Genomic DNA, 21,385 nt, shown 5'->3' on the forward strand with positions numbered 1-21,385 from the left:
AGCTACGACGACGAATCCCCCGCGCGCTCGGTCGAGAGCGGCAGCTCGACGCAGAAGGTCGAGCCCCGGCCGACCTCGCTCGACACGCGGATCCGGCCGCCGTGCGCCTCGACGATGGTGCGGGTGATGTAGAGGCCGAGCCCGAGCCCCCCGAAATGCTTCGATGAGACGCCGCGGCGAAATCGTTCGAAGAGCTGCGCCTGCACTTCGGCCGGGATCCCGATCCCACGGTCCGTCACCGAGAGCCGCGCGACCCGATCTTCCCGGGTGATGGCGATGTCGATCGGCTGGCGTTCCCCGAACTTGATCGCGTTGGTGAGGAGGTTGGTCACGACCTCCTCCAGGCGGTGCGGGTCCCACCGGCCGATGACCGGCTGCTCCGCGCGCACGGCGACCGCGCTGCCTGACTGCGCGATCTGATGGCCGAGGAGGGCGACGACCTCGTCCACGAGCGCGCGCAGCTCGACGGGCGCTATGTACAGCTCGAGCCTCCCCGCCTGGATCCGGGAGACGTCGAGGAGCATATCGACGAAGTTGGTGAGGCGCTTGACCTGACGGCCAGAGAGGGCGACCGCGGATCGCACGCGCTCGACGTCCATGCCCCGCGCCAGCCTTTGCCCCAGCGATTGGATGGCGAGCTGCAGGCTGGTGAGCGGGGTGCGGAGCTCGTGCGAGGCGATAGAAAGGAACTCGTCCCGCAGGCGCACGGCCTCCTCCGCTGCCATGCGCGCCCGCCGCTCGTCCAGGAGGAGCTGATCGCGCTGCTGCTCGGCGCGCACGCGCGCGGTGATGTTGCGGAAGCTCCAGACCCGCCCGACCACGCGCCCGCCGAGGCGCTGGGGCTGCGAATAACGCTCGAAGACGCGCCCGTCCGCGAACGGGATGGTATCGAAGCTGGACTCCTCGGGCGAGGCATAGAGAGCGCGGATCCTTCGCAGGAACGCCTCGGGATCGAGGACCTGGTCGCAGACGAACGTACAGAACGTGGCGTCCGACCCGGTGGAGAGGATCTCGTCCGGGATGCGCCACATCGCCGCGAACCTGTGATTCTGACGCACGACGTGCTGCTCGTCGTCGACGACGAGGATGCCGTCCGTCGTCGATTCGAGCGTGGCCTCGAGGAGCGAGTAGGAATGGCGGAGCACCTCCTCGGCGCGCCGCCGCTCCGCGTTCTCCCGCTGCAGATCCGCATAGAGGCGCGCATTCTCGATGGAGCTGGCCGCCTGGGCCGAAAGGAGCCGGATCACCTCGACGCGATCGGGGGTGAAGGCAGAGCGGGTGAGGTCGTTTTCGAGGTAGATCACGCCGGCGAGGCGGCCCTTGTAGACGATGGGCGCGGCGAGCGAGGAGCGCGGCGCACCGCCGGCGAAGCAGGGGTCGCGCCCGAACGGCCCGTCGATCGCGAGGTCGCCGAGCAGGACGGTCTCGCGCGTCCGCGCCACGTACGTGATGACGCTGGCCGGCAGGTCCTTGCGGCCCTCGAGGGGCGCCGCGCCGAGCACGTGGACCGACGCATCCCGGATGTGGTGCTCGGCCTCGACGACGAGCCGTCCGTCACGCAGGAGCAGGAGGACGCCGCGCCGCGCGCCGGCGTTCTCGACCATGATGCGCATGAGCGCGTCGAGCAGGCGGTCGAGGACGATCTCGCCCGAGATGGCCTGGGAGGCTTTGAGCACCGAGCCGACGTCGAGCGCGGCGCCGGCCTGCGGGCTCCTCCCGCCGCGGAGGCTCTCGCCCGGGACGAGGTCGGGGTACGCGCGCTCGAGGCGCCGCATCGCCTCCGTCGCGCCCCAGCGGCCGTACGCCCTGTGCGCCTTGGTCAGGTAGGCGCCGGCGATGGTCTCCTTGCCGAGCGCGCGGAAGCAGAGGCCCGCGAGCTCGTTGCCGAGCGCCTCGTCGTGGAGATAGCCGCCGCGCTGCGCGAGCGCGATCGCCTCGTCGTAGCGGTCCCCGGCGGCGCGCGCGTCGCCGCGGGCGCGCTCGAGCTCGGCGAGGAGGAGGGCGCGGCGGTGCGCCAGGTTCTCCGGGCAGAGCTCCGCCCAGCGCGAGAGTTTTTCGGCGGAGACCTCGGCGCGGGCGAGGAAGAGCGCGCGCTCCTCCGGGGAGACGACGTCCGCCGCCTGCGTGAACGCGATGCCTGCGTAGCAATGGAACGCGGGGTTGCCATGCCAGGCCGCCACGGCCGGGATTTCGATGTTCGGCAAGAGCGCAGCGCGCGCCGCTTCCTCGAACGCCCCCTGGAAGACGCAGAGGACGACGATGTAGAAGTGGGCGAAGAAGAACGAGGCCTGGTTGTCGATGCGGCGGGACTCCTCGATCACCTCGTCGATATCGACCCACGCCCCCTTGAGCGTGGCGGGGCGCTCGGTCTCGACCGAGAGCTGGTGCGCGATCTGTCCGACCGCGCCGACCGCCCAGGTGATGGCATTGAACTCGTCGAGCTTGCGCATCGGCTGGTAGCTCTGCGCCTCGGCGAGGAGGTCGGAGATCGGGAGGCCGCGCAGGAGGCTGTTCGTGATGCCATTGACCGTGTTGTAGAACGACCAGATGTACTGGCCCGTTTCGAGCCCGGCGTGCATCCCCGCGACCAGCGACGCCTTGCAGGTGGCGTAGCCCTCTCGCCAGTGCTGCACGAAGGCGCCCCACATATTGCGGAGCATCGCCTCGGAATTCTTGTCCGTGTAGCGGTCCGCGAGGTCGACGGCGGCGCGGCCGAAGCGGTAGCCGAGCGCGATGTCGCCGCGGGCGCAGAGGAGCATCCCGAAGTTCATGCAGCCGAAGATCGAGTTCTTCGAGAGCCCGTGGCGCAGCGTGTTCTCGAGGATCTGTGCGACCGTGATGCCGAGGTTGTTCGTGGCCAGGAAATAGCAGGGGAGAAAGAGCTCCTGGAGCACGTCCTGCATGGCGAGGATCTCCGGGTCCGCGAGCGGCGGCAGGCCTGGCAGCGCCTCGATCGTCCTCTCCCGGACGAGATCCATCGTCGCCCGCACCTGGGCGTCGAGCATGACGTCGTCCGGGAAGGGAGGCAGGTGGATCCCGAACGGGCGCAGGGCCTCGAGCCCCTCCGCGAGCGCGGCTGGCAGGTCGTTCTTGAGCACCTGCACGTTCATCTTGAGCCGCAGCACCTCGGTGCGGTCGAGCCGGCTCGCGGCCCGCTCCAGGCCATCGGTGAGGATCGCGAGGGCGTCGTCATGCCGGCCGCAGAGCGAGAGCATCAGGGCGGTCCTCTTCGCGTACTCGAGGCGGAGCGGGTACTGTGACGCCCAGGCGTCCTCCGGAAGGCGCAGGAGGCCGAGCTCGAGGTAGCGCAGCGCGGCGCCGAAGGCGGCCGAGTCCTCGGCGCGGCATGCGGCCTCGAGGCTCATGCGGGCGAGGTGCAGGCGCTCCGCGGGGTCCGACACGAGGTCGCCTGCGCTGTTCAGGTGGCCGACGACGTCGAAGAGGCTCTGGCTCTCCGAGAGGTCTAGCTTGCCCGCGAGCAGCCGGCCGATCCGGAGGTGGAAGGCGGGTCGGTCCACCTCCGGGATCATCGCGTAGGCGCCCTCCTGGACCTTGTCATGGGCGAAGCGGTAGCCGCCGCGCCCCGCGATCACGAGCCCCTCGCTCACGGCGAGATCGAGGCGGGCGTACGCGTCATCCGGCGAGCACTCGTTCACCGCGGCGAGCACGTCGAGGTCGAACCGGTTGCCGATCGCCGCGGCGAGGTTGAGCGCCTTCACCGTCGCCGGCGGCAGGCGCGCGATGGTGCGCACCATGAGGTCTGCGACGTTGTCCGTGTACCGGAGCGCGTCGATCGCGGCGAGGTCCCAGCGCCAGCCTGATCCGGCTGCGTACGCGAGGACGCCGTGGTCGTGCAGCGACCGGACGAACTCCTTGACGAAGAACGGGTTGCCGCCGGTCTTCTTCTGCACCGCATCGGCGAGCGGCCCACAGTCGCTGCGCTTGAGGCTATCCGAGAGCATCTCGATCAGGTGCGGGCGCGCGAGCGGGGCGAGGACGATGTTGCGCACGACGAGCCCGGCTTGCTTGAGCTCCTCGATCGCCAGGACGAACGGGTGCCCGGGCGATACCTCGTTGTCACGGTAAGCGCCGCAGAAGAGGAGCGCATCGAGCGAGTCGTCGGCGAGCAGCGCGCGGAGCAGCACGAGGCTCGCGGGGTCGATCCACTGAAGATCGTCGAGGAACAACACGAGCGGGTGCGCGCGCCGCGCGCACACCGAGACGAACAGCAAGAAGCACCGGTTCAGGCGGTTTTGCGCCTCGATCGGGCCGAGCGACGGGACGGGCGGCTGCGGGCCGATCACGTGGGAGAGCGACGGGATGACGTCGCAGACGACCTGCGCGTTCGGCCCGAGCGCCTCGAGGAGCGCGCTCCGAAAGCGGAGGATGCGCGCATCGCTCTCGGTGAGGATCTGCCGCACGAGGCCGTCGAACGCCTGGATCACCGCGCTGTAGGGGGCGCCGCGGTTGTATTGGTCGTATTTGCCGCTCGTGAAATAGCCCTTCTGTTGCGCGAGCGGCTTCAAGATCTCGTGCACGAGCGAGGACTTCCCGATCCCCGAGTAGCCGGAGACGATGACGATCTCACGGCTGCCCTCGAGCGTGCGCTCGAACGCGGCGGTGAGCGCCTCGATGTCCTGCTCGCGGCCGTAGAGCTTCTGGTGGATCCGGAAGAGGTCCTGACGATCGCGCTGGCCCGCGACGAAGGGCTCGATCGTCCCCGTGCCGCGCAGGGCCTCGCGGCAGCGCTCGAGGTCGGCGAGCAGGCCCTCGGCGCTCTGGTAACGCTCCTCGGCGTTCTTCGCGAGCAGCTTGAGCACGACGTCGGAAACGGCCTCGGGGATGGTCGGATCGACGCGGGACGGCGGCGCGGGCGCGAGGGCGAGGTGCGCGTGAATGAGCTCCATCGGGTCCAGGGCCTCGAAGGGGCGCTGACCCGTGAGCATCTGGTACAGGATGACGCCGAGCGCGTAGAGGTCGGTCCGGTAGTCGACGCCGCGGTTCATGCGTCCTGTCTGCTCGGGGGAGACGTAGGGCAGCACGTCGGCGATGACCGCCGGCGCGTAGAGCCGTTCGTGCGCGCGGGTGATCTCGGCGTCGACGCCGAAGCCATTGATCTTGACCGCGCCGCGCGTGCCGACGAGCACGTTCTGCGGGCGCAGATCGCGGTGGACGAGCCCGGCCGCGTGCACCGCCGCGAGACCTTCCGCGAGCGCGGCCGCGAGATCGAGCGCCTCGCCGACCGGCATCCTGCGCGACGGGCGCGCGGCGAGGATCCGCGCGAGATCGCGGCCCGGGAAGTCCTCGAGGACGACGATCAAGGAGCCGGCGAGCGCCTCGACGCCGCGCAGCGCGACGAGGCGGGGCGAGGCGAGGCGCGCGACGCGCTCGTACTGGTGCTTGAAGCGCGCGACCTCGGCGCCGGTCGATCTCTCCGCGCGCAGGACTTTCAGCAAGACCGGGACGCTGTCGCCTTCGCGGCATGCGCGGTACAGGGTGAAATCGGCGGTTTCCTCGATCTTCTCGCGGAGCAGGTAGCCTCTCTCGACGATCATCGCAAACCTTGCTCGCTCGCCCGTTGAGGCGACGCGCTGCGACCAGCCAATTTTATATTCCAAAGGGTGTGACTTGGCACCGGGGGAGTTTGGACAACGCCCAGCTCGTGCGACTCTTGGGTGTGCAGGCGCGTGAGGTCGTCAGGACACTCCGAACGCCGCCCTGGAGTCTGGACGCTCGGCGCACCCCTTGGCGGCCATCGGTCTCCTGGGAGGGGTGTTCTGCCTCTCCCGGAACTTGACGGCCAGCCCGCCGTGCTGCGTAAGGGGGTGCGTTCTGGGTTCACGTCTCCCAAAAACACCGGCGAATGTGACGGATCGCGACGTTCGCCCCCGCGAAGTCATCCCACCAGAAAAATCGATTGATAACGAGCGGCCGCCGGAAACAGCGGCGATTTCATAGTTTCCGCCTGTTTCGCCGCCGAGGGCAGCTCCGGTGTGGCCCGACGGGGCGCCCTCCGCCGCCGCGTCGCCCGCGGTGAAGGGCCGGCCGCGTCACCGGTCCCACGGGATAGCCACGCTGCACCCTCCCCGTCTGCTCTCGTTCCGCGAGGCCGACCTCAGCCGTCGTGTCGAGGGCGATGCCGTCCACGCCCATGTACAGGTCGACGGCGCCGCTCGTGGGTCGACCCAGCTGCCGTCGGTGGCCTTGCAGCTTTGCCACTCCGCGCTCGGGTACGGTGTGGTGGACTCCCGATCTGGGTTGAGCAGCGCGACCTGCACCTCGGGCTTGTAGAACGGGTGAAAGCCGATGATGACCCGGCCGTCGGGCATCTGCTCGACCCGCGCGAGGCCACGTGGCCACGACGCAGGCTTGCCGCCCGCCGACACGTAGAGAAAACGGTCGATGACGAGCGGCCGCCGGAAACGGGCGCGGTTCTCAGCCTGTGCTCGACGCCTTCCGCGCGTGGCTCGACCGCGAGGAGCTGCTCGTGCTGCCCAGGAGCTCCATCGCTGGAGCGATCGGGGTTGCGCGCACCGGCGCAGGCCGCCGTGCGGACAGGTGCATGCGTCTTGAGAGGCACGGGGGCCTCGAGTTAGGCTGAGGCATGAGGAGTCGGAGCTTTCGGAGGGTTGCGGTCGGGACTTGCGCTCGGGCCGCTATCGTGCTCGCCGCTGCCGCCGTGAGCGTCGGTTGCAGGGACGTGCCCCCGGACCTCTTCCGAGACACCGCCGGGGCGACCTCGACGAGCGCCGGCACCCACGGCGCCGGCGCGGGCTCGGGAACCGCCGGCGGCGCGGGCGGCGAGGCTGGCGGGGTCGGCGGCGGGACTGGCGGGGCTGGCGGGGCTGGCGGCGGGACTGGCGGGGCTGGCGGGGCTGGCGGGGCTGGCGGGGCTGGCGGGAACCCGGCCGGGACGACGGCGGGCAGCGGTGGAGCCGGCGGCGGGTGCGACGAGGTCGCGTGGTACTGCGACGCGGACTCCGATGGGCATGGAGACCGGAATGCCGTCGTCGAGGCGTGCGACGCGCCGTCGGGCGGCGACGATGCGTGCGGGGGTCCCTACGTCGCGTCGAGCGACGATTGCGGTCCAAATGAAGCGAACGCTCACCCTGGAGCGGAGGCCTACCATGCCGAGCCGATGGCGCCGCCAGCCCGCGGCGGGTCGGAGTTCGACTTCGACTGCGATGGAACCGCCACACCCGATCCCGAGCAGCTCTTCGGTGGAACGGGCACCCTCGAGTGTGACCGCCTCGATTGCATCCGCCCCAATCCGCCTGAAGGTTACGGCGCGGACGCCGAGTGCGGCTCCACGAGCGAGTACTATCGCTGCGATCAGTCGATCGGGGAGCGGTGCGCCCCTCGAGCGGCGGAGGCCCCCGAACGCCTGCGCTGCAGGTGAGCGGGCCAGGCAATGAAGGCGCGGTGTTGACCCGATCGTCGATGGGCGCCGACATCGGCTGACCACGACCGCTCGACGGCCCCCCGGGTCGAATTCAATCCTCCGGGGAGGCCCTCGACGGCCCCCCGGAGAGGACAGCATCGACGCCGCTCACGTCGATCTCGCCGGAGACGAGGCCGGGGAGCAGCAGATCGCGCGTCACCCTCAAATTGCGGTTCTTCAGGACGAGCCGATGCATCATGTCCACGGAATCCGTGACGATGCGATCAAACCGGCGGAGGAGCCGCGCGGGGGGCAGCGGCAGCGCGACCTGGCGGAGGACGTCCCAGCTCGCGCGCGGCATCTTCGTGCCCTGCGACGTCTGGGTCGCGTGGGCGACGAACGCGTCGCTGGAGACGCAGCAGAGGACGAGGCCGAAGTGCTCGGGCGCCTGCGCTCGCAAGACGAGGATGTCCGACGAGCACACCGCGTCGACCGGCGTCACCCCGACCTTGTGGAAATAGGGCCGGATCTTCCCGAAGAGGATGTCGCCGGCGCGCGCGCGGAGCTTCATGCTCTGCGCTTCCCCGGCGTGCCCCCATTCGCCGAGCGCGACCGAGCGCCGCGGCAGATGCTCGAGCCCGAAGCAGGGGGTCTCGGGCGCCACGGCGCTCGGATCGACGGGATCTCGCACGTCGGCCGCGAGATCACCGAGCCGAGCCACCCCCCAGCCCGCCGGCGCCTCGACGGGGGAGGACGGGACCGGCGTCGCCTCCTCGCGCCCGGGGAACCGGAGGTCGACGAACCACGCGCGGTACAGCGAGCGGGCCATCTCCTCGAGGATCCCGACGCGCTTCGCGTTGTTCTCGATGAGGTCGTCGTAGGCGGAGAGGATGTCGGCGATGCGGCGCTTGACCGCGAGCGGCGGCAGCCGCAGCGTGAGCTTCCCGGCGTCGGGCACGCGCATGTGCTCGACCGTAGCGCCCGAGCCGAGCGCCTTGATCTGGCGTTGCAGCTCATCGCCCCGGAGCGCGTAGAGGAGAAACCGGTTGTCCAGCTTCTTCGGGTCGGCCCTGTAGGAGAGGAGGCGCTGTCCCAGAAATACGGGCTCGCCCGTGCGCAGCAGGCCGACCTCGCCGAGGGGAGCCTCGCGGGTCAGGATGACATCCCCGCGCCGCGGCACCTGACGGCGCGTCCAGCGCTTGTAGACGTCTTCCGTGACGTACTTGACGTCGTCGAGCTCGATCCACCCGCCGCGCACGTTCGTCGTGCGGATCATCTTGTACGGCGTGATCTCGTCGACCGTCGGGGCCGTCTTGTTGACGCAGTCGACGATCGCCTCGCAGACGTCCGAGAGGGCGGCGCGCGGCCACTCCACGCGCGCCATCACGCCTCGAGGAGCGCCGCGACGTTCTCGGCGATCTTCGCCTCGATCTCCCGCGCCTCGCCGCTCAGCCGCGTGAGCTCCTCGTTCAGCCGCTCGAGCCGCTCCTTGAGGTCGACGTCCTCGGGGACCCGGCCGGCGACGCCCACGTAGCGGCCCGGGTTGAGGCTGAAGCCCTGCGCCTCGATCTCCCCGCGCGTCGCCGCCTTGCACAGCCCCGGCACGTCGGCGTACCCCCCGCCGGGGAAGCGCTCCTTCAGGAGCGCGCCGCTCCCGTGCAGGTCCTCCGGCTCCTCGCCGCGGTAGAGCCGCACGATGTTCGCGAGGAGCTCGATCTGCTCCGGCGCCAGGTCGCGATGGGAGCGGTCCACCTGCCGGTAGACGCGCCGCGCGTCGATGAAGAGCACCTTGTCCTCGCGCGCTCCCCTCGCCTTCCCCCGGTCGAGGAACCAGAGCGTGACGGGCAGGGTGACGGTGTAGAAGAAGTTCGAGCCGAGCGCGACCATCACGTCGACGGCGCCGGTCTGGATCAGCTTCCGCCGGAGCTCGAGCTCGCTGCCCCGGGCGTCGCTCGCGCCGTTGGCCATCACGAACCCGGCGCGACCCGAGGCGCTCAGGGCGCTGTAAAAGAGCTGGATCCAGAGGTAGTTCGCGCTGTCGACCGAGGGCATCCCGAACGGGAACCGATGTCTGTCGCCCTTGAGCCGCTGCCGGTCGACCGCGTTCTGGTTGAACGGCGGATTGGCCATCACGTAATCGAACCTGCCGACCTGATCGTGGACGTCCTCGTAATAGGCGTTCGCCTCGCGGATGTCGCCCGAGAGGCCGTGCACGGCGAGGTTCATCCGCGCGAGGCGGAGGGTCTGCGCGACCTTCTCGATCCCGTAGACCGCGATCTCGTCCGACGGCCGCTTCCGGTGCTCGGCGATGAAGTTCGCGCTCTGCACGAACATGCCCCCGGAGCCGCAGCAAGGGTCGTAGATCCTGCCGTGGTACGGCTCGATGATCTCGACGATGAGGCGCACGACCGAGGAGGGCGTGAAATACTCGCCGCCCTTCTGCAGGGTGCGCGGCGCGAAGTTGCCGAGGAAGTACTCGTAGATGCGACCGAAGACGTCGCCCTCGACGTCCTCCGGGATGGCGCCGAAGAGCTGGAGCAGCTCCTTGAGCGTCCTCGCGTCGAAGCGGCCGTACGCCTTCGGCAGGACGTCCTCGAGGTCCTCGTTCTCCGCCTCGATCGCCCTCATCGCGTCGTCGAGCGCCTCGCCGATGTCGGCCCCCTCGGGCAGCCGGAGGAGGCGGCTGAAGCGGGCGCCCTCCGGGACGAAGAGGCCCCCCCCGGCGCGGCCGTCGCCCTTGCCGGCGCCGCCCCGGCGGCGCGACGACGATCGCTGCCTCTCGGCCTCGGCGAAGCGGTGCTCGGCGTACTTCAGGAAGATCAGCGCGAGCACCGGCGTCGCGAACTCGGACGGCTGGAGGGCGGAGTTGGCCCGGAGCTGGTCGGCGGCGGCCCAGAGGCGCTTCTCGAAACCGGCGGGGAGGGGCATCAGGGCATGCTTCTACCCGAGGACGGGGGCGGGGTGCTCGCTCTCGCCGGGGCACCTCGCTGCCCGCCCGCCACGCCTCCGGCGGGCGCGGCCGGCGGCCCGGGCGGCGCCGCCAGTCCCTGGCGCGTCCCTGGCGCGTCCAGCCCTCGAGCGCCTGTCCCGTGCGGCTTCTTCGGTCCACCTGCGACGGCGATGGACATCCGGCGCGCGGCTCTGTCATCTTCCCAGATCGGCGAGGGTGCGCGGATGAGCGAGCGCGGGGGGAGCGTGTTGCGCAGGGAGGCGGCGATCGTCCCCTGGGACGAGCTGACCGAGGAGCAGAAGCAGGCCGGGCGGCAGACGCACCGGCTGCTCGTCGCCATGGCAGAGTCCGACGAGAAGGTCGACGAGCCGAGGCCGGCGTTCCTCCCGCGGCTCGACCGGGCCCGGCGGAGCCGGGTGCTGCTCATCGACGGCGGGCGGGGCTCGGGGAAGACGGCGCTGCTCGTGACGGTGCTGGAGCACTGGCGTCGGCCGTTCGTCGATGACCGCGACGGAGGCCGCGACGGCAAGCCTCCGGCCGACACGAGGCCGGACGGGGTCGACGGGCTCGACGACTGCCGCCGCCGCATCGTGCCGATCGGCCTGCTCGACCTGCACCCGCTGGCGCAGTCGACCAACCTGCTGATGCACGTGGTCGGGCGGTTCGGGCGCGTGGTGGAGGCGCTCGAGGACCGGGGCGACAAGGAGGCGGAGCCGCCGGCCTGGCACCTCGCCAGCGAGGCGACGGTGAGGTCGCGCAAGCGGTGGAAGGCGCTGATACGCGCGGTGGCGGCGGCCTGGGACGACGGCGCCGACGAGCGGCGCGCCCGGATGGACCTGGAGGCGTACACGGTCGAGCTGGAGGAGGCCGAGCGGCAGCGGCTCGACCTGGTGACCGCGTTCACGGACTTCATCGAGACGCTGGTGGCGGAGTTCGCGAAGCGGCAGGGGCCGGCGGCCAAGGGGCCGCCGCTGTTCTTGCTGGCGGTCGACGACGCGGACATGAACCCGAGCCGGTCGGTGGAGCTGCTCGACATGCTGCGGATGCTGTGGCACCCGCGGGTCGCCTTCCTGCTGACGGGGGATAGCGAGCTGTTCGAGCAGACGCTGTCGGAGCACTTCCTCGGGGAGATGCGGAAGCCGCTCCGGGGGCAGGTCATGCTCGAGCGCGAGATCGCGGTCATCGCCGGCAAGCGCCGGGCGACGGCGCTCGCGAGCGACGTGTACGAGAAGGTCATCCCGGCCGGCCACCGGTGCGCGGTGCCTCGCATCCCGCCGGCGCTGCGGCTCTCGTATGCGCGCGTCGACCTCGCCGATGCGCTCGGTGCCGTCCACGCCGAGGAGGAGCCTGGACCCACGCTCGCCTCGTACTTCCAGAGGACTCCGCAGCTCCTCGAGGCGCTCCCCGATCGACTGCGCGGTCAGATCGATCTCGCGGACATCGGCCGTCTGGTCCTCTCGGACCCAGACGCGCCCCCTGCGCGAGCAGCGAGCCGCGTCGTGGAGGCCATCTGGCGACACGCCTTGAGCATGACCTCCGCGCAGATCGAGGGCATCCACGACCAGACCGTGCACACCGACGCAGCGACGGGCGCGCTCCGGGTGAGCCTCGGCCAGAGCGTGGCGGGCATTTGGGCGTCCGATCTTCGCACGGTCGCGCGCACTCCCGAGCAGCCGGTCGGTCCCCAGGTCGTCCTGAGCGCCGTCGATCGCCTCGAGGGCGTCACGGGGAGCGGCGACTATCTCCCGCGCGAGCTGACCGCTGCCCTCATGCTCGCGGCGGACGTCGCTGCGGATCAGACGCATGGAGGCTGGAACACGAGAGATACGAGCCAGAATGGCTATGAAGGCCTCTTCGCCAAATCTCTCTATCAGGCGGTCGGCACGGCGACGTCGCTGCGCTTCGCCTGGCCGGTCCCGCAAGGCTTCTCGGTCCCGTTCTACGCGGCTTTCTCTTCCCGCTGGAAGAGGAAGCTGCTCTCCATGTCGAAGCGGAAGGCATCCTGGGAGGCGACCGAACGAGAGATCGACGAGCTCGCCCGGCATTTCCTCCATCTGGTGGTCTATCTCTGGGGCGAGTCGCGCACGCTCCGCATCGAGGCCAAAGCGCCGGGTTGGTACGACATCGCCCGGCTGGTGGTCGACCTGGGCGCCCGGGGGACCGTCGCCTGGAGGAGCTGGGCATTCATGCGGGCGGGGCTCCTCGCCGCACCCGAGTACGGCCTGCCGGCATCCTCGGCGAACAAGTGGCTGAAAGAGCTCCGGGCGGCCGCTGGCCCGCGCTGGGGCACGTTCAAGGAGGGCCTCATCGACGAGCGACGTCGCCGGGTGGAGGCGACCGGCGAGCTCAGGGTCGACAGGATCTGTCGGGACATCGACGAGACCTTCCAGGGGCACGATTGGAGGTTTGTCGTCGAGGCAGATGAAAGCGGGCTCGCGCTGGCGCGCCAGGAGAACCCGGAAGGCCTCTGAGAGCAGAGGATCTTCAGCAAAGACGCCCATGAACCCCGCAGCGCTGCCCTGACCGCTCCATGCCCCGCCCCGTCTCCCACCCACGCCTGGAAGCCGCGGCCGCCGCCTCCCCCTTCGCCTCCCCCACCGCCTTCGCCCTCCGCCTCACCGCCCTCACCCGCGACGCCGTCGGCGTTCTCGACGGCGGCCCCACCGCCACCCTCGCCGCCGCCCTCGAGGACTTCCTCCGCACCCGCGCCGCGGGCATGTCGCTCGACGTCCTCCGCCAGCTCCGCGACGCCGCCTGGTTCCCGCCCGGGCGCCTCCGCGTCCCCCTCCACGACCACCTCCGCGCCCTCGCCGGCCGGTACCTCGTCCACGCCGGCCGCCGCGTCGCCCTCCGCCCCGACGGCGACCCGGCCGAGCGCGCCGCCGCCTGGCGCTGGGTCTCCCTCGCCCTCCCCGCCGATCTCCTCGTCGGCGCCCTCTGCTCGACGAGCTCCCTGGAGCCGCCGGACGACGCCGCCCTCCTCGTCACCCCGCGCCTCGCCGAGCTGCTCCGCAAGCCGTGCGCGGAGACGCACCTCCACGTCGGCGCCGGGATCCCCTTCGGCCTCCTCTGGGCCGCGCTCATGCGCGACCTCTCGACCTCGCGCCTCAGGCTCAGGGCCGCCACCGGCGCGCCGCCGTTCGGCGACGCCGACGCCTTCACCGGCCACCTCCTCGCCGGCGCCACCGTGCGCCTCCTCCTCGCCTCCTTCCTGCGCCGCCGCGAGCACGCCGGCGCCGCCGAGACGTTCGACGCGTTCCTCCGCGCCCGGCTCCGCCACATCGCCGACGCGGTCCCCTGGGGCTTCGGCGCCCACGAGGCGCACCGCGGGCTCCTCCACGCCCTGCGCCTCGTCGAGCGGCGCGCCGCCCCGCCGCCGCTGGAGCTCGCCCGCCGCCTGTACCAGGCCCTCTCCGGTCCGCCGCACGCGCGCGGGCAGCCCTCCTCCACCGGCGAGGTCATCGCGAACGATCCCCTGTCCACCTGGCTGCCCTGGAGCCCCGGGCTCGCGCTCCCGGAGACGCGCCTGATCTGCCGGGCGCTGCGCTACCTCGCGGACGACGGCGGCGGCGACGGCGCGTTCGCGCTCGCCTTCTGGCAGTACCAGCGCATCCGCTGCATGACCCACGGCTTCCTCGTCGAGGAGCCGGGCACCGCCGGGCTCGACTGGTTCACCCGGCACTACGGGCGCATCTCCCCGCTGCGCGGGACGCTGACGGTGCTCACCTACTCGAGCGCCCTGGAGCTGCAGTCGCGCGACCTCAGCCTCGCCGCCCTCGAGGCGCGCACCTCGCCCGAGCCCGCGTGGACGAAGGTCCGCGACGAGGTCCGCGAGCTCGCCCGGCAGGCCCGCCGCTTCCGCCCGCCGCCGAGGCGCCCGCGGCCCGAGGTCGGCCTCGTCCTGCACCTCATCAAGGAGCACGAGCGCACGCTCCCGACCGGCCAGAAGCGGCTCCACGCCGACCCCGGCCACCCCGCCTTCGGCTGCCGGTTCGGGGCCTGGTTCCACGAGCGGCAGCGGCAGGCGGTGGCGATCGAGACGGCGCTCCAGCGCCACCCCGAGCTGCTCCTCGTGCTGCGCGGCATCGACGTCGCCAACGTCGAGCTCGCCGTGCCCACGTGGCCGCTCGTGCCGCTGTTCCGCCGCGTGCGCGAGGCGTCCCGCCGGGCCAGCGCGCGGCTCGGCCGCGTCCGGCCGCGCTGGGAGGCCGGGCCGATGCGCGCCACCGTGCACGCGGGCGAGGACTTCCGCCGGCTCGTGGAGGGGCTGCGCCGCATCCACGAGCCGATTGAGTTCGGCATGCTCGAGATGGGCGACCGCCTCGGCCACGCCGTCGCGCTGGGCGAGGATCCCGAGCGGTGGGCGGCCGCGGCGCGCACCGTCGCGCAGCCCGCCGAGGAGCGGCTCGACGACCTGCTCTGGGAGCTGGAGCGCTACCGGAGGCGCGAGATCGGCGCGGAGACGGGCCGGCTGGAGCACGTGCGCGGCGAGGCCGTCGCGCTGGCGCGGGAGATCTACGACGGCGACGAGCGCTTCGACCTCGACGACCTGCTCGCGGCGCGGGCGCTCCGGCACAGCGCCGCGGCGCTCGCGCGCGTGGGCTACCCGTTCTTCCGCGAGCGCCCCGTCCGGCGCGCGCCGGAGCGGCTGTTCCAGCGGTACCTGAGCGACGCCGAGGTGTTCGCCCGCGGGCAGCGGCCGGTCCACGTGGAGGCGGACGCGACCGAGGCCGCGATGCTGCGCGCGGCGCAGCGCTGGCTGCGCGGCGCGCTGGGGGCGCGCGAGATCACGGTGGAATGCAACCCGTCGAGCAACCTGCTGATCGCCGATTACCTGGCCCTGGACGAGCACGCGGCCTTCCGCCTCCAGCCGGTCGCCGGGATGACCGCGCCCGAGGGGCCGCCGGTGCTGGTGAGCGTGAACACGGACAACCCGGTGACCTTCGCCAGCTCCCTCGCCGACGAGTTCGCGCACATATACTTCGCGCTGCTCGGGCGCGACGTGCCGGCGGACGCGGCGCTCGCCTGGCTCGACAAGGCGCGGGAGAACGGGCACCTGTCGCGGTTCACGCTGCGCGCGAGCGCGGAGCCGCGGGCGCTCCTGGACCTCTCGCCGCGGCGGCGGTGAGGGTCGGCCGGCGCGGCGGCGGTGGCGAGGGTCAGCCGGCGCCGCCGCGGTGGACGCGGGGAAGGTCCGCCGGCGCCGCGCCGGAGGCGGCGTCGGTCGCGTCGTCCTCGTAGTCGAGCACCCGCTGGTGCGCCGCGAACGCCGACGGGTGCGCCCGCGCAAGGCGCGCCACGACGTCGGCCGGCCCGGCCATGTCGAGGAGGACGCCGATGCGGTGGGCGCGGCCCATCCCGCTGGTGAGCGCGCGGTTCACGGCGGGGAAATGATCGCGGACGAAGCCGTCGAAGTCGCGCGCGTCGGTGAACACGGCGGTGAGGAGCCTGGTGAGCGACGGCCTGGTCGGGGCGCGCTCGAGCCTCGTGCGCCGCGCCGGCGGCTCCGAGAGCGCGACGACGAGCGCGGCGCCGTCCGCCAGCGGGGCGAGGACGCCGAGCCAGCCGAGCGAGGCGGCCTCGTCCGTCGACCCTCCCTGCGACGTCGCGGGGAACGGACGCGACGCGTGGACGAGGGCGGCCGCGAGCCGGTCCAGCCCGGGCCGGCCTTGCAGCTCCATGTGCCGCACCAGGGCCATCGCGCGGGTCGCCGGCGGCGCGGCGCCGCCAGGGATCTCCGCCGCGGCGTCCAGCGTCAGCGCCACCGCCTCGAACGTCGCCGGATCGAGCTGGAGGAGCCGATCGTACAGCTCGTCCGCGCCCCGCTCCTCGATCGAGCCGCGCCGGATGGGGGCCGCGGGCGCGGCCGGTCCGGCGGCCTGCTCGCAAACGCGCCACGCATCGGCGAGCCGCCGATCGTCCGGGCGCCCGCGGCGCGCGACCGTCGCGAGCTCCGCGAGCTTTCCCGCGCGCTCCGCCTCGCTCACGACCGCGTGCCACACGTCCGGCGCCCCGCCCGCGCTCCCCTTGCCCAGCGGCACCCCCGCCTCCCGCGCGAGGCGGCGGGCGTCCTGGGGCGCGCCGTACGCCGCGGCCAGCGCGTCGCGCAGGGCGGCGCGCTCCAGCCGGAACCGCGGCGCGTCCCCCTCGAGCCGGGGAAAGCGCGCGGCCGGGAGCGCCATCGCCCCGTCCGGATCGAGGCCGTCGAGCGCGCCGTCGGGCCGCAGCGCGCCCCGCTCGGGGTCCCACGCCCTCGGGAACACCCGGAGCTGCGCCTTCGCCCCGCGCAGCTCGAGGCGCGCCGCGAGGTACCCGTACCCGCGCGCCCCCGGCCGGCCGCGGCCGTCCTCCCAGGCGTCCATGCCGAAGAACGACGGGCTCCGGAGGTGCAGCCGCTCGCCTTGCTCCACCGGCGGCGCCTCCTCGTGCAGGTGCCCGCTCAGGTGCGCGCAGAAGCGGCCGGCCGGGTTGATCGCGGCCTCGTACCGCCGCCGCTCGTCGGGCGCGAGCCACGCGGGCGCGTGGTGGGTCACCAGGATCGCCGCGTCGTGCCGCGCCACCCACGCGGGCGCGTCGCCGCCCGCCGCGATCAGGAGCTGGTGGGGCGAGATCGCGAGGCGCTCCTCGTAGTCGTCGCCCGTCACCTGGAGGAAGGCCGAGCACAGGCCGGCGATCCCGAGGCGGACGCCGGGCTTCTCGACCGTCGCGGTGAAGTCGCCGGGGAGCAGCCCGTGACGCAGATCCTTCAAGGCCTTCGCGTCGCGGGTGCGGCGCTTCCACCATTGCTCGAACGGCTCGAACGCCCGGTCGACGAAGCGCCGCGCGGGGCTCTCCGGATCGCCCCAGAACTCCGCCTGCACCGCGGGGTCGTCGTGCCAGCGGCGGAGCGCCCGGTGCGCGGAGGCCGTCCCCGCCGTGCGGACCAGATCGTGGTTGCCGGGCACGGCCACGAGGCACGGGTCCGAGCCGAGCTCGCGGAGGCGGGCGATCAGCTCGTCCAGCGAGCGGTCCGCCTCCTCCAGCTCCTCCGCCGAGCCGCGCATGCTCAGATCGCCCGCGACGATCACCAGATCCCACGGCCCGGCCTGCTCGTGCAGCCGGGCGAGATCGTCGAACACCGCCCTCCGGATCGGCGCCGCCGTCCACCCGGAACGGCGCAGCGTCGTGTGCAGATCCGACAGGTGGAGCCAGCCGATGGAGGTCATCGTCGCGCGGGCGCGCCCGGCCGGCGCCGGGCGCCCTCCAACGGTACCACGGCCCGCGGCGGTGCCGCGGTTTCGCGAGCCTCCCCGGATTTACCCCGCCTCTCCCGGACCTCGCGCCCGGGTCGGGCTCGCTTGGTCAGCGCACGTCCCACCCGATCGGCACGCCGCGGCCGTCGAGCTTCGCGCGTAGCGCGTGGGCGAGGGCGCGCACCCGCGTCGGCGGATCGTTGTATCGAACCGCCTCGGGAGGGGGCGGGATGCCCGCAGCCTCGTCGCGCCAGGCCTCGCGGCTGACGTCGGGCCTCGCCCACCAGCGCTCGTAGCGCAGCAGCTGGCGGCGCAGGGCGAGCGCCTCCCAGGCAGTCGGCCCAACGAGGCCAAGGAGGCGATGGATGTCCTCCTCGGCCTCCGTCTTCACGTCGAGCTCCAGGGACGGATTGATTGAATTGGGCGCTGGGAGCAGCTGCCCCAGCACACGGAGCTCGATCCGGGCGGCGAGCGCGTCGGCCTCCTCGGCTCGGGCGAACGCACCGGCCCGGAGCCGCTGATCGGCGAGCCAGACGAGGCCGCACCACTCTTTCTCGTCCTTTGGCGAGAAGGGGACAGCCTCCCCGGAGCGGCGGAGCCGCTCGACGTACCAGCGGAGCGCGAGCGCGTTGATGCCGGCCCAGAGGAGCCTCGGATCGCGCGCGAAGACATGCTCGTAATGATCGATCGCGCGCTCGATCGAGGTGCGCTCGTCGGAGTCGGCGAGCGAGGGGAAACGCCGCTCGCCGCTCGAGATGCGCCGCGGCGGACATCGCCACGCGCGCCGGCGCGAGAGCTCGTCCCCGGCTCGCTCCGGATCCGGCTCGTCGCACGGCCCCGGCGGGCCCGCGCGGGCGGGCTCGCGCGGATCGGGCCAGTCGGGATCGCACCAGCGCACCGCGACGCTGGCGAGGAGGCTGTCGACGGCTTGCGCCCGCACGGGATCCGCTGCCTTGCCCTGCTCCTCGAGCGCGTCCGCTGCGGCGCGGAAGGCATCCAACTCGCGGCCGCTCGGTTGGCCGTGGCGGTTGAGCCACGCCATGCCGGAGTCGACCGCGATCTTGTGGTGGGCGAAGCGCACGCGATCGAACTCGCGCCGCGGGTCGGCCGGCAGGTTGGCGTACACGACGAGGCTCGCCCAGTCGTGGTGCGAGCGCTGCTCCCGGAAGAGCGCCTGACGGGTGACGTGAGACGCGAGCCGAGGGTCGGTTCCGGAGAGCAGCTCGTGGTACAGCGTCTCGGCCATGACCACGGAGCCCTTCATCGAGAGCGGGAGCTGCGACGCGATGACGAGGCTCACGCCGCTCTCGTGGAGCGCGTGCGCGACGCTGCCGTTCTCGACGAGCAGCGAGCCGACGTTGCCGGCGTCGCACGACGCCAGCGTGACCACCGTCGGCACGGCGTTCCCGCCCGCGCGGAGCGCGCTCGCGAGCAAGGCGCCGGAGACCGGGACGATGTCCGTCGTCGAGCCGTCGGCGTGCAGGGCGAGCGCGTAGCGGCGCTCCCCCGTGTGCGGCTCCACGTCGTCGGTGCCGTGCGCGAGCACGTGCACGTGGGTGTAAGCGCGTTCCGCGCACGCCGCGGCGATGCTGCGGACGCTCGCCGCGGGCAGGACGGTAAGGTAGCGATCGAGCTCGTCGGCGTCCTTCCCATCCAGCGCCCAGCCGGTCCACGGTCGGAGCGCGCGGGCCAGCGCGAGCAGGTGCGCCCGGACGAGGCCCTCGGGCACGTCTGCATGGGATACGTGGGCGAACAGGATCCTCGGGTTGGTCGGCCAGGGCGGCGGGGGCGGGCGGAGGCGCCGGGTCTCACGGGTCACGATCACCGGCTTCGTGCCCTGGACCAGGCAGAGCGGCAGCCCCTCGCCGGGCAACCCGCGCGGGGTGTTCGCGAGCTCGAAGGGGAGCATCGCGAGCTCGGTCGCCGAAAGCACGAGCCTAAGGTGGATCATCTCGGCGGACGCCCGCTCGATCGCGCCGGGAAGCGCGCGCACCTGATCGAGGATCCGCGTCATGTCGCGCGCCATGTCCTCGAGCGCGCCGGCGCGCGCTGCCTCGGTGTTCAGGCCCGGAGCGCCGCCGACGCCGTACCGAAGCGCCGCGAGCCGCCGCTGGAAGTCGCGCTGATCGAGCGGCAGGAAGACGGCCTCGGCCGGGCCGTTGCCGCAGAGGGCCAGGTACGGCGTCGACGCGGAGAGGAGCTGCCCCCCCGACGGCCCCTGCCGGAGCAGCTCCAGCGTCACCGTATCGATGCCTCCGTTCATGCTCATGCGCCCGCTCCCGTCGTCGCTTTCGCGATCTGCTCGAAGCTCCCGTCGTCGTGCACCGAGCCGAGGTACCCGACGACCGCGCCGTCCGATTCCTTCACGATCTTCACGGCGTTGCGAGGCGAGCGGACGATCTCACCGAGCGCGTCGAGCGCCGCGATCGTCGGCGCCTCCAGCACCCTTCGCACGAGGGCCCAGCGGGCCTCGACCTCGACGTCTTCGCGGTGGAGTCGGACCAGGCGGATCCACGTCCCGGAGTTGAGATACCACCCCGTACCCTGGCCGCCGCGCCGGCGGGCGCAGCGCGCGATGTGCGTGTGGCCCGCGACGAGGAAGTCGATGTCCGGGCGGTAGACGCGATCGATCTCCTGATCGTCTTTCGCGAGCCTCTCGTGATGATCGAAGTCCGGGTGTGCACCCAGCCAGTCGCGGATACCGTCGCGCATCGCCTCGTCGCGCTCCAGGCCGAACAGGGCCCGCGCGATCGCGGTGGGGAGGCCCAGGAGATCGGCGCCGGTCGCCTCGCTCACGAGGTCGAGCGGCCGGCGGTCGTCGCGGAGATCGCGGAGCGTCTGCTCGAGCCTGCTCCTCGCCGAATGAGGGAGCGCCACAGGCACGCCCGGCACGTCGCCCGGAGCGCCGGCCCCGGCGCGGAGCAGCCCGCGGCTCCGGAGCGCCTCGAGGAGCGGCGTCCCCAGCGCCTCGCCTCCGGGCAGAAACGGCAGCGCGGCAGCGACGTTGAGCGGGTTCAGCGCCAGGACGATCGCGATGAGCGCGTCGGGCGACTCGGGCTTGAGCAGATCGATGAACGGGCGGCGCGCCTTGATGAAGTTCAGCACGTCGACCACGAGCCGGGTCCCGAAGTTCGGCGACCATCCGCGCTTCGCCTCTCCATAGGCCCTGTCGGCCTTCTCGATCTCCCGAGCGCTGCTCGTCGCGCTGTTCTGGAGGCGATCGCGCTCCTCGTATGCGGCGATCACCCGGTCGAGCGGCAGTTGGTCCACGTAGTTGTGCTCGTCCTGAGCGTTGCCGTGGATCACGAACACCCGCTTGCCGCCCACCTCGCACGACAGCGCCTCGGCCCGCTGCAGGCGCGTCGCGTCGATCCGCTTCTTCCTGTCGCCGACGCCGCCCGAGAGCTTCTCGACGAAGTGCTTGCTGACCCACGGAAGCGCGAGCTCGACGTCGTGGTTGCCTCGCAGCAGCACGAGGCGAGCGTGCTCGCTGTCGAGGAACGTCTTGATCGCCTCGACGATCGGCGCGACGCCGGCGAGCGCCGCGTCGAGGCAGCCGATGGCGCCGTCGGGATTGAAGTAGACGGCGTTCGGTCCGGCGATGAAGTCGACGATGTCGCCGCCGAGCACCAGCGCGACCCGCCGCGCCTCGCTCACCTGGGCGAGCGACGCGATCCACCGCGCCATGGCCTGGGTCCCGGCGAAGATCTCCCCGCCGGGAGGGCCGCCCCAGTGCAGGTCCGAGACGATGTAGACCTCGTCGTACTCCTCGTCGCTCTTCGGCTGCTCGCCCATCCCCGCTCTCCCCGGCCGAGCGAGCAG

General features: G+C 72.3%; 9 protein-coding genes. 3 read left to right on the forward strand and 6 right to left on the reverse strand.

Features of this window, described 5'->3' with window-relative positions; translation table 11 throughout:
- Positions 1–2 precede the first annotated feature (2 nt).
- Entirely contained in the window at positions 3–5,555 is a 5,553-nt protein-coding gene (locus tag WME98_RS18065; protein WP_437952412.1) for an AAA family ATPase, read from the reverse strand.
- A 1,124-nt stretch (positions 5,556–6,679) separates the two neighbouring features.
- Between WME98_RS18065 and WME98_RS18070 the strand changes: the two genes are divergently transcribed.
- On the forward strand, positions 6,680–7,399 hold the full coding sequence (locus WME98_RS18070; protein WP_437952413.1) for a hypothetical protein: 720 nt from the start codon (positions 6,680–6,682) through the stop codon (positions 7,397–7,399).
- Between the two features lie 94 nt (positions 7,400–7,493).
- On the opposite strand, the gene WME98_RS18075 is transcribed toward WME98_RS18070, so the two are convergent.
- Positions 7,494–8,765 carry a restriction endonuclease subunit S gene (locus WME98_RS18075; RefSeq protein ID WP_437952414.1) on the reverse strand — a complete coding sequence of 424 codons (1,272 nt, stop codon included), beginning with the start codon at positions 8,763–8,765 and terminating at the stop codon, positions 7,494–7,496.
- A complete protein-coding gene (locus tag WME98_RS18080) occupies positions 8,765–10,309 on the reverse strand; it encodes a type I restriction-modification system subunit M (protein ID WP_437952415.1) in 1,545 nt (514 codons plus the stop codon). The genes WME98_RS18075 and WME98_RS18080 overlap by 1 nt, the downstream gene beginning before the upstream one ends.
- Positions 10,310–10,555: 246 nt before the next feature.
- On the opposite strand from WME98_RS18080, the gene WME98_RS18085 reads away from it, so the two are divergent.
- Both WME98_RS18085 and WME98_RS18090 read left to right on the forward strand, forming a co-directional pair.
- Complete coding sequence (locus WME98_RS18085; protein WP_437952416.1) at positions 10,556–12,802, forward strand: hypothetical protein; 2,247 nt, start codon at positions 10,556–10,558, stop codon at positions 12,800–12,802.
- A 59-nt stretch (positions 12,803–12,861) separates the two neighbouring features.
- On the forward strand, positions 12,862–15,459 hold the full coding sequence (locus WME98_RS18090) for a hypothetical protein (protein WP_437952417.1): 2,598 nt from the start codon (positions 12,862–12,864) through the stop codon (positions 15,457–15,459).
- 31 nt (positions 15,460–15,490) lie between these two features.
- Here the strand turns inward: WME98_RS18090 and WME98_RS18095 are convergent, their stop codons facing one another.
- The 3 genes from WME98_RS18095 to WME98_RS18105 all read right to left on the reverse strand — a co-directional run bounded on the left by WME98_RS18095 (position 15,491) and on the right by WME98_RS18105 (position 21,358).
- Entirely contained in the window at positions 15,491–17,536 is a 2,046-nt protein-coding gene (locus tag WME98_RS18095; protein WP_437952418.1) for a metallophosphoesterase, read from the reverse strand.
- 136 nt (positions 17,537–17,672) lie between these two features.
- On the reverse strand, positions 17,673–19,832 hold the full coding sequence (locus WME98_RS18100) for a CHAT domain-containing protein (RefSeq protein WP_437952419.1): 2,160 nt from the start codon (positions 19,830–19,832) through the stop codon (positions 17,673–17,675).
- Positions 19,829–21,358, reverse strand: coding sequence for a metallophosphoesterase (locus WME98_RS18105; RefSeq protein ID WP_437952420.1), 1,530 nt, complete (start codon positions 21,356–21,358; stop codon positions 19,829–19,831). Before WME98_RS18105 ends, WME98_RS18100 begins: the two co-directional genes overlap by 4 nt.
- Between the last annotated feature and the right edge of the window lie 27 nt (positions 21,359–21,385).

It is taken from the genome of Sorangium sp. So ce296, from assembly GCF_051529605.1.
GTDB lineage: Bacteria > Myxococcota_A > Polyangia > Polyangiales > Polyangiaceae > Sorangium > Sorangium cellulosum_D.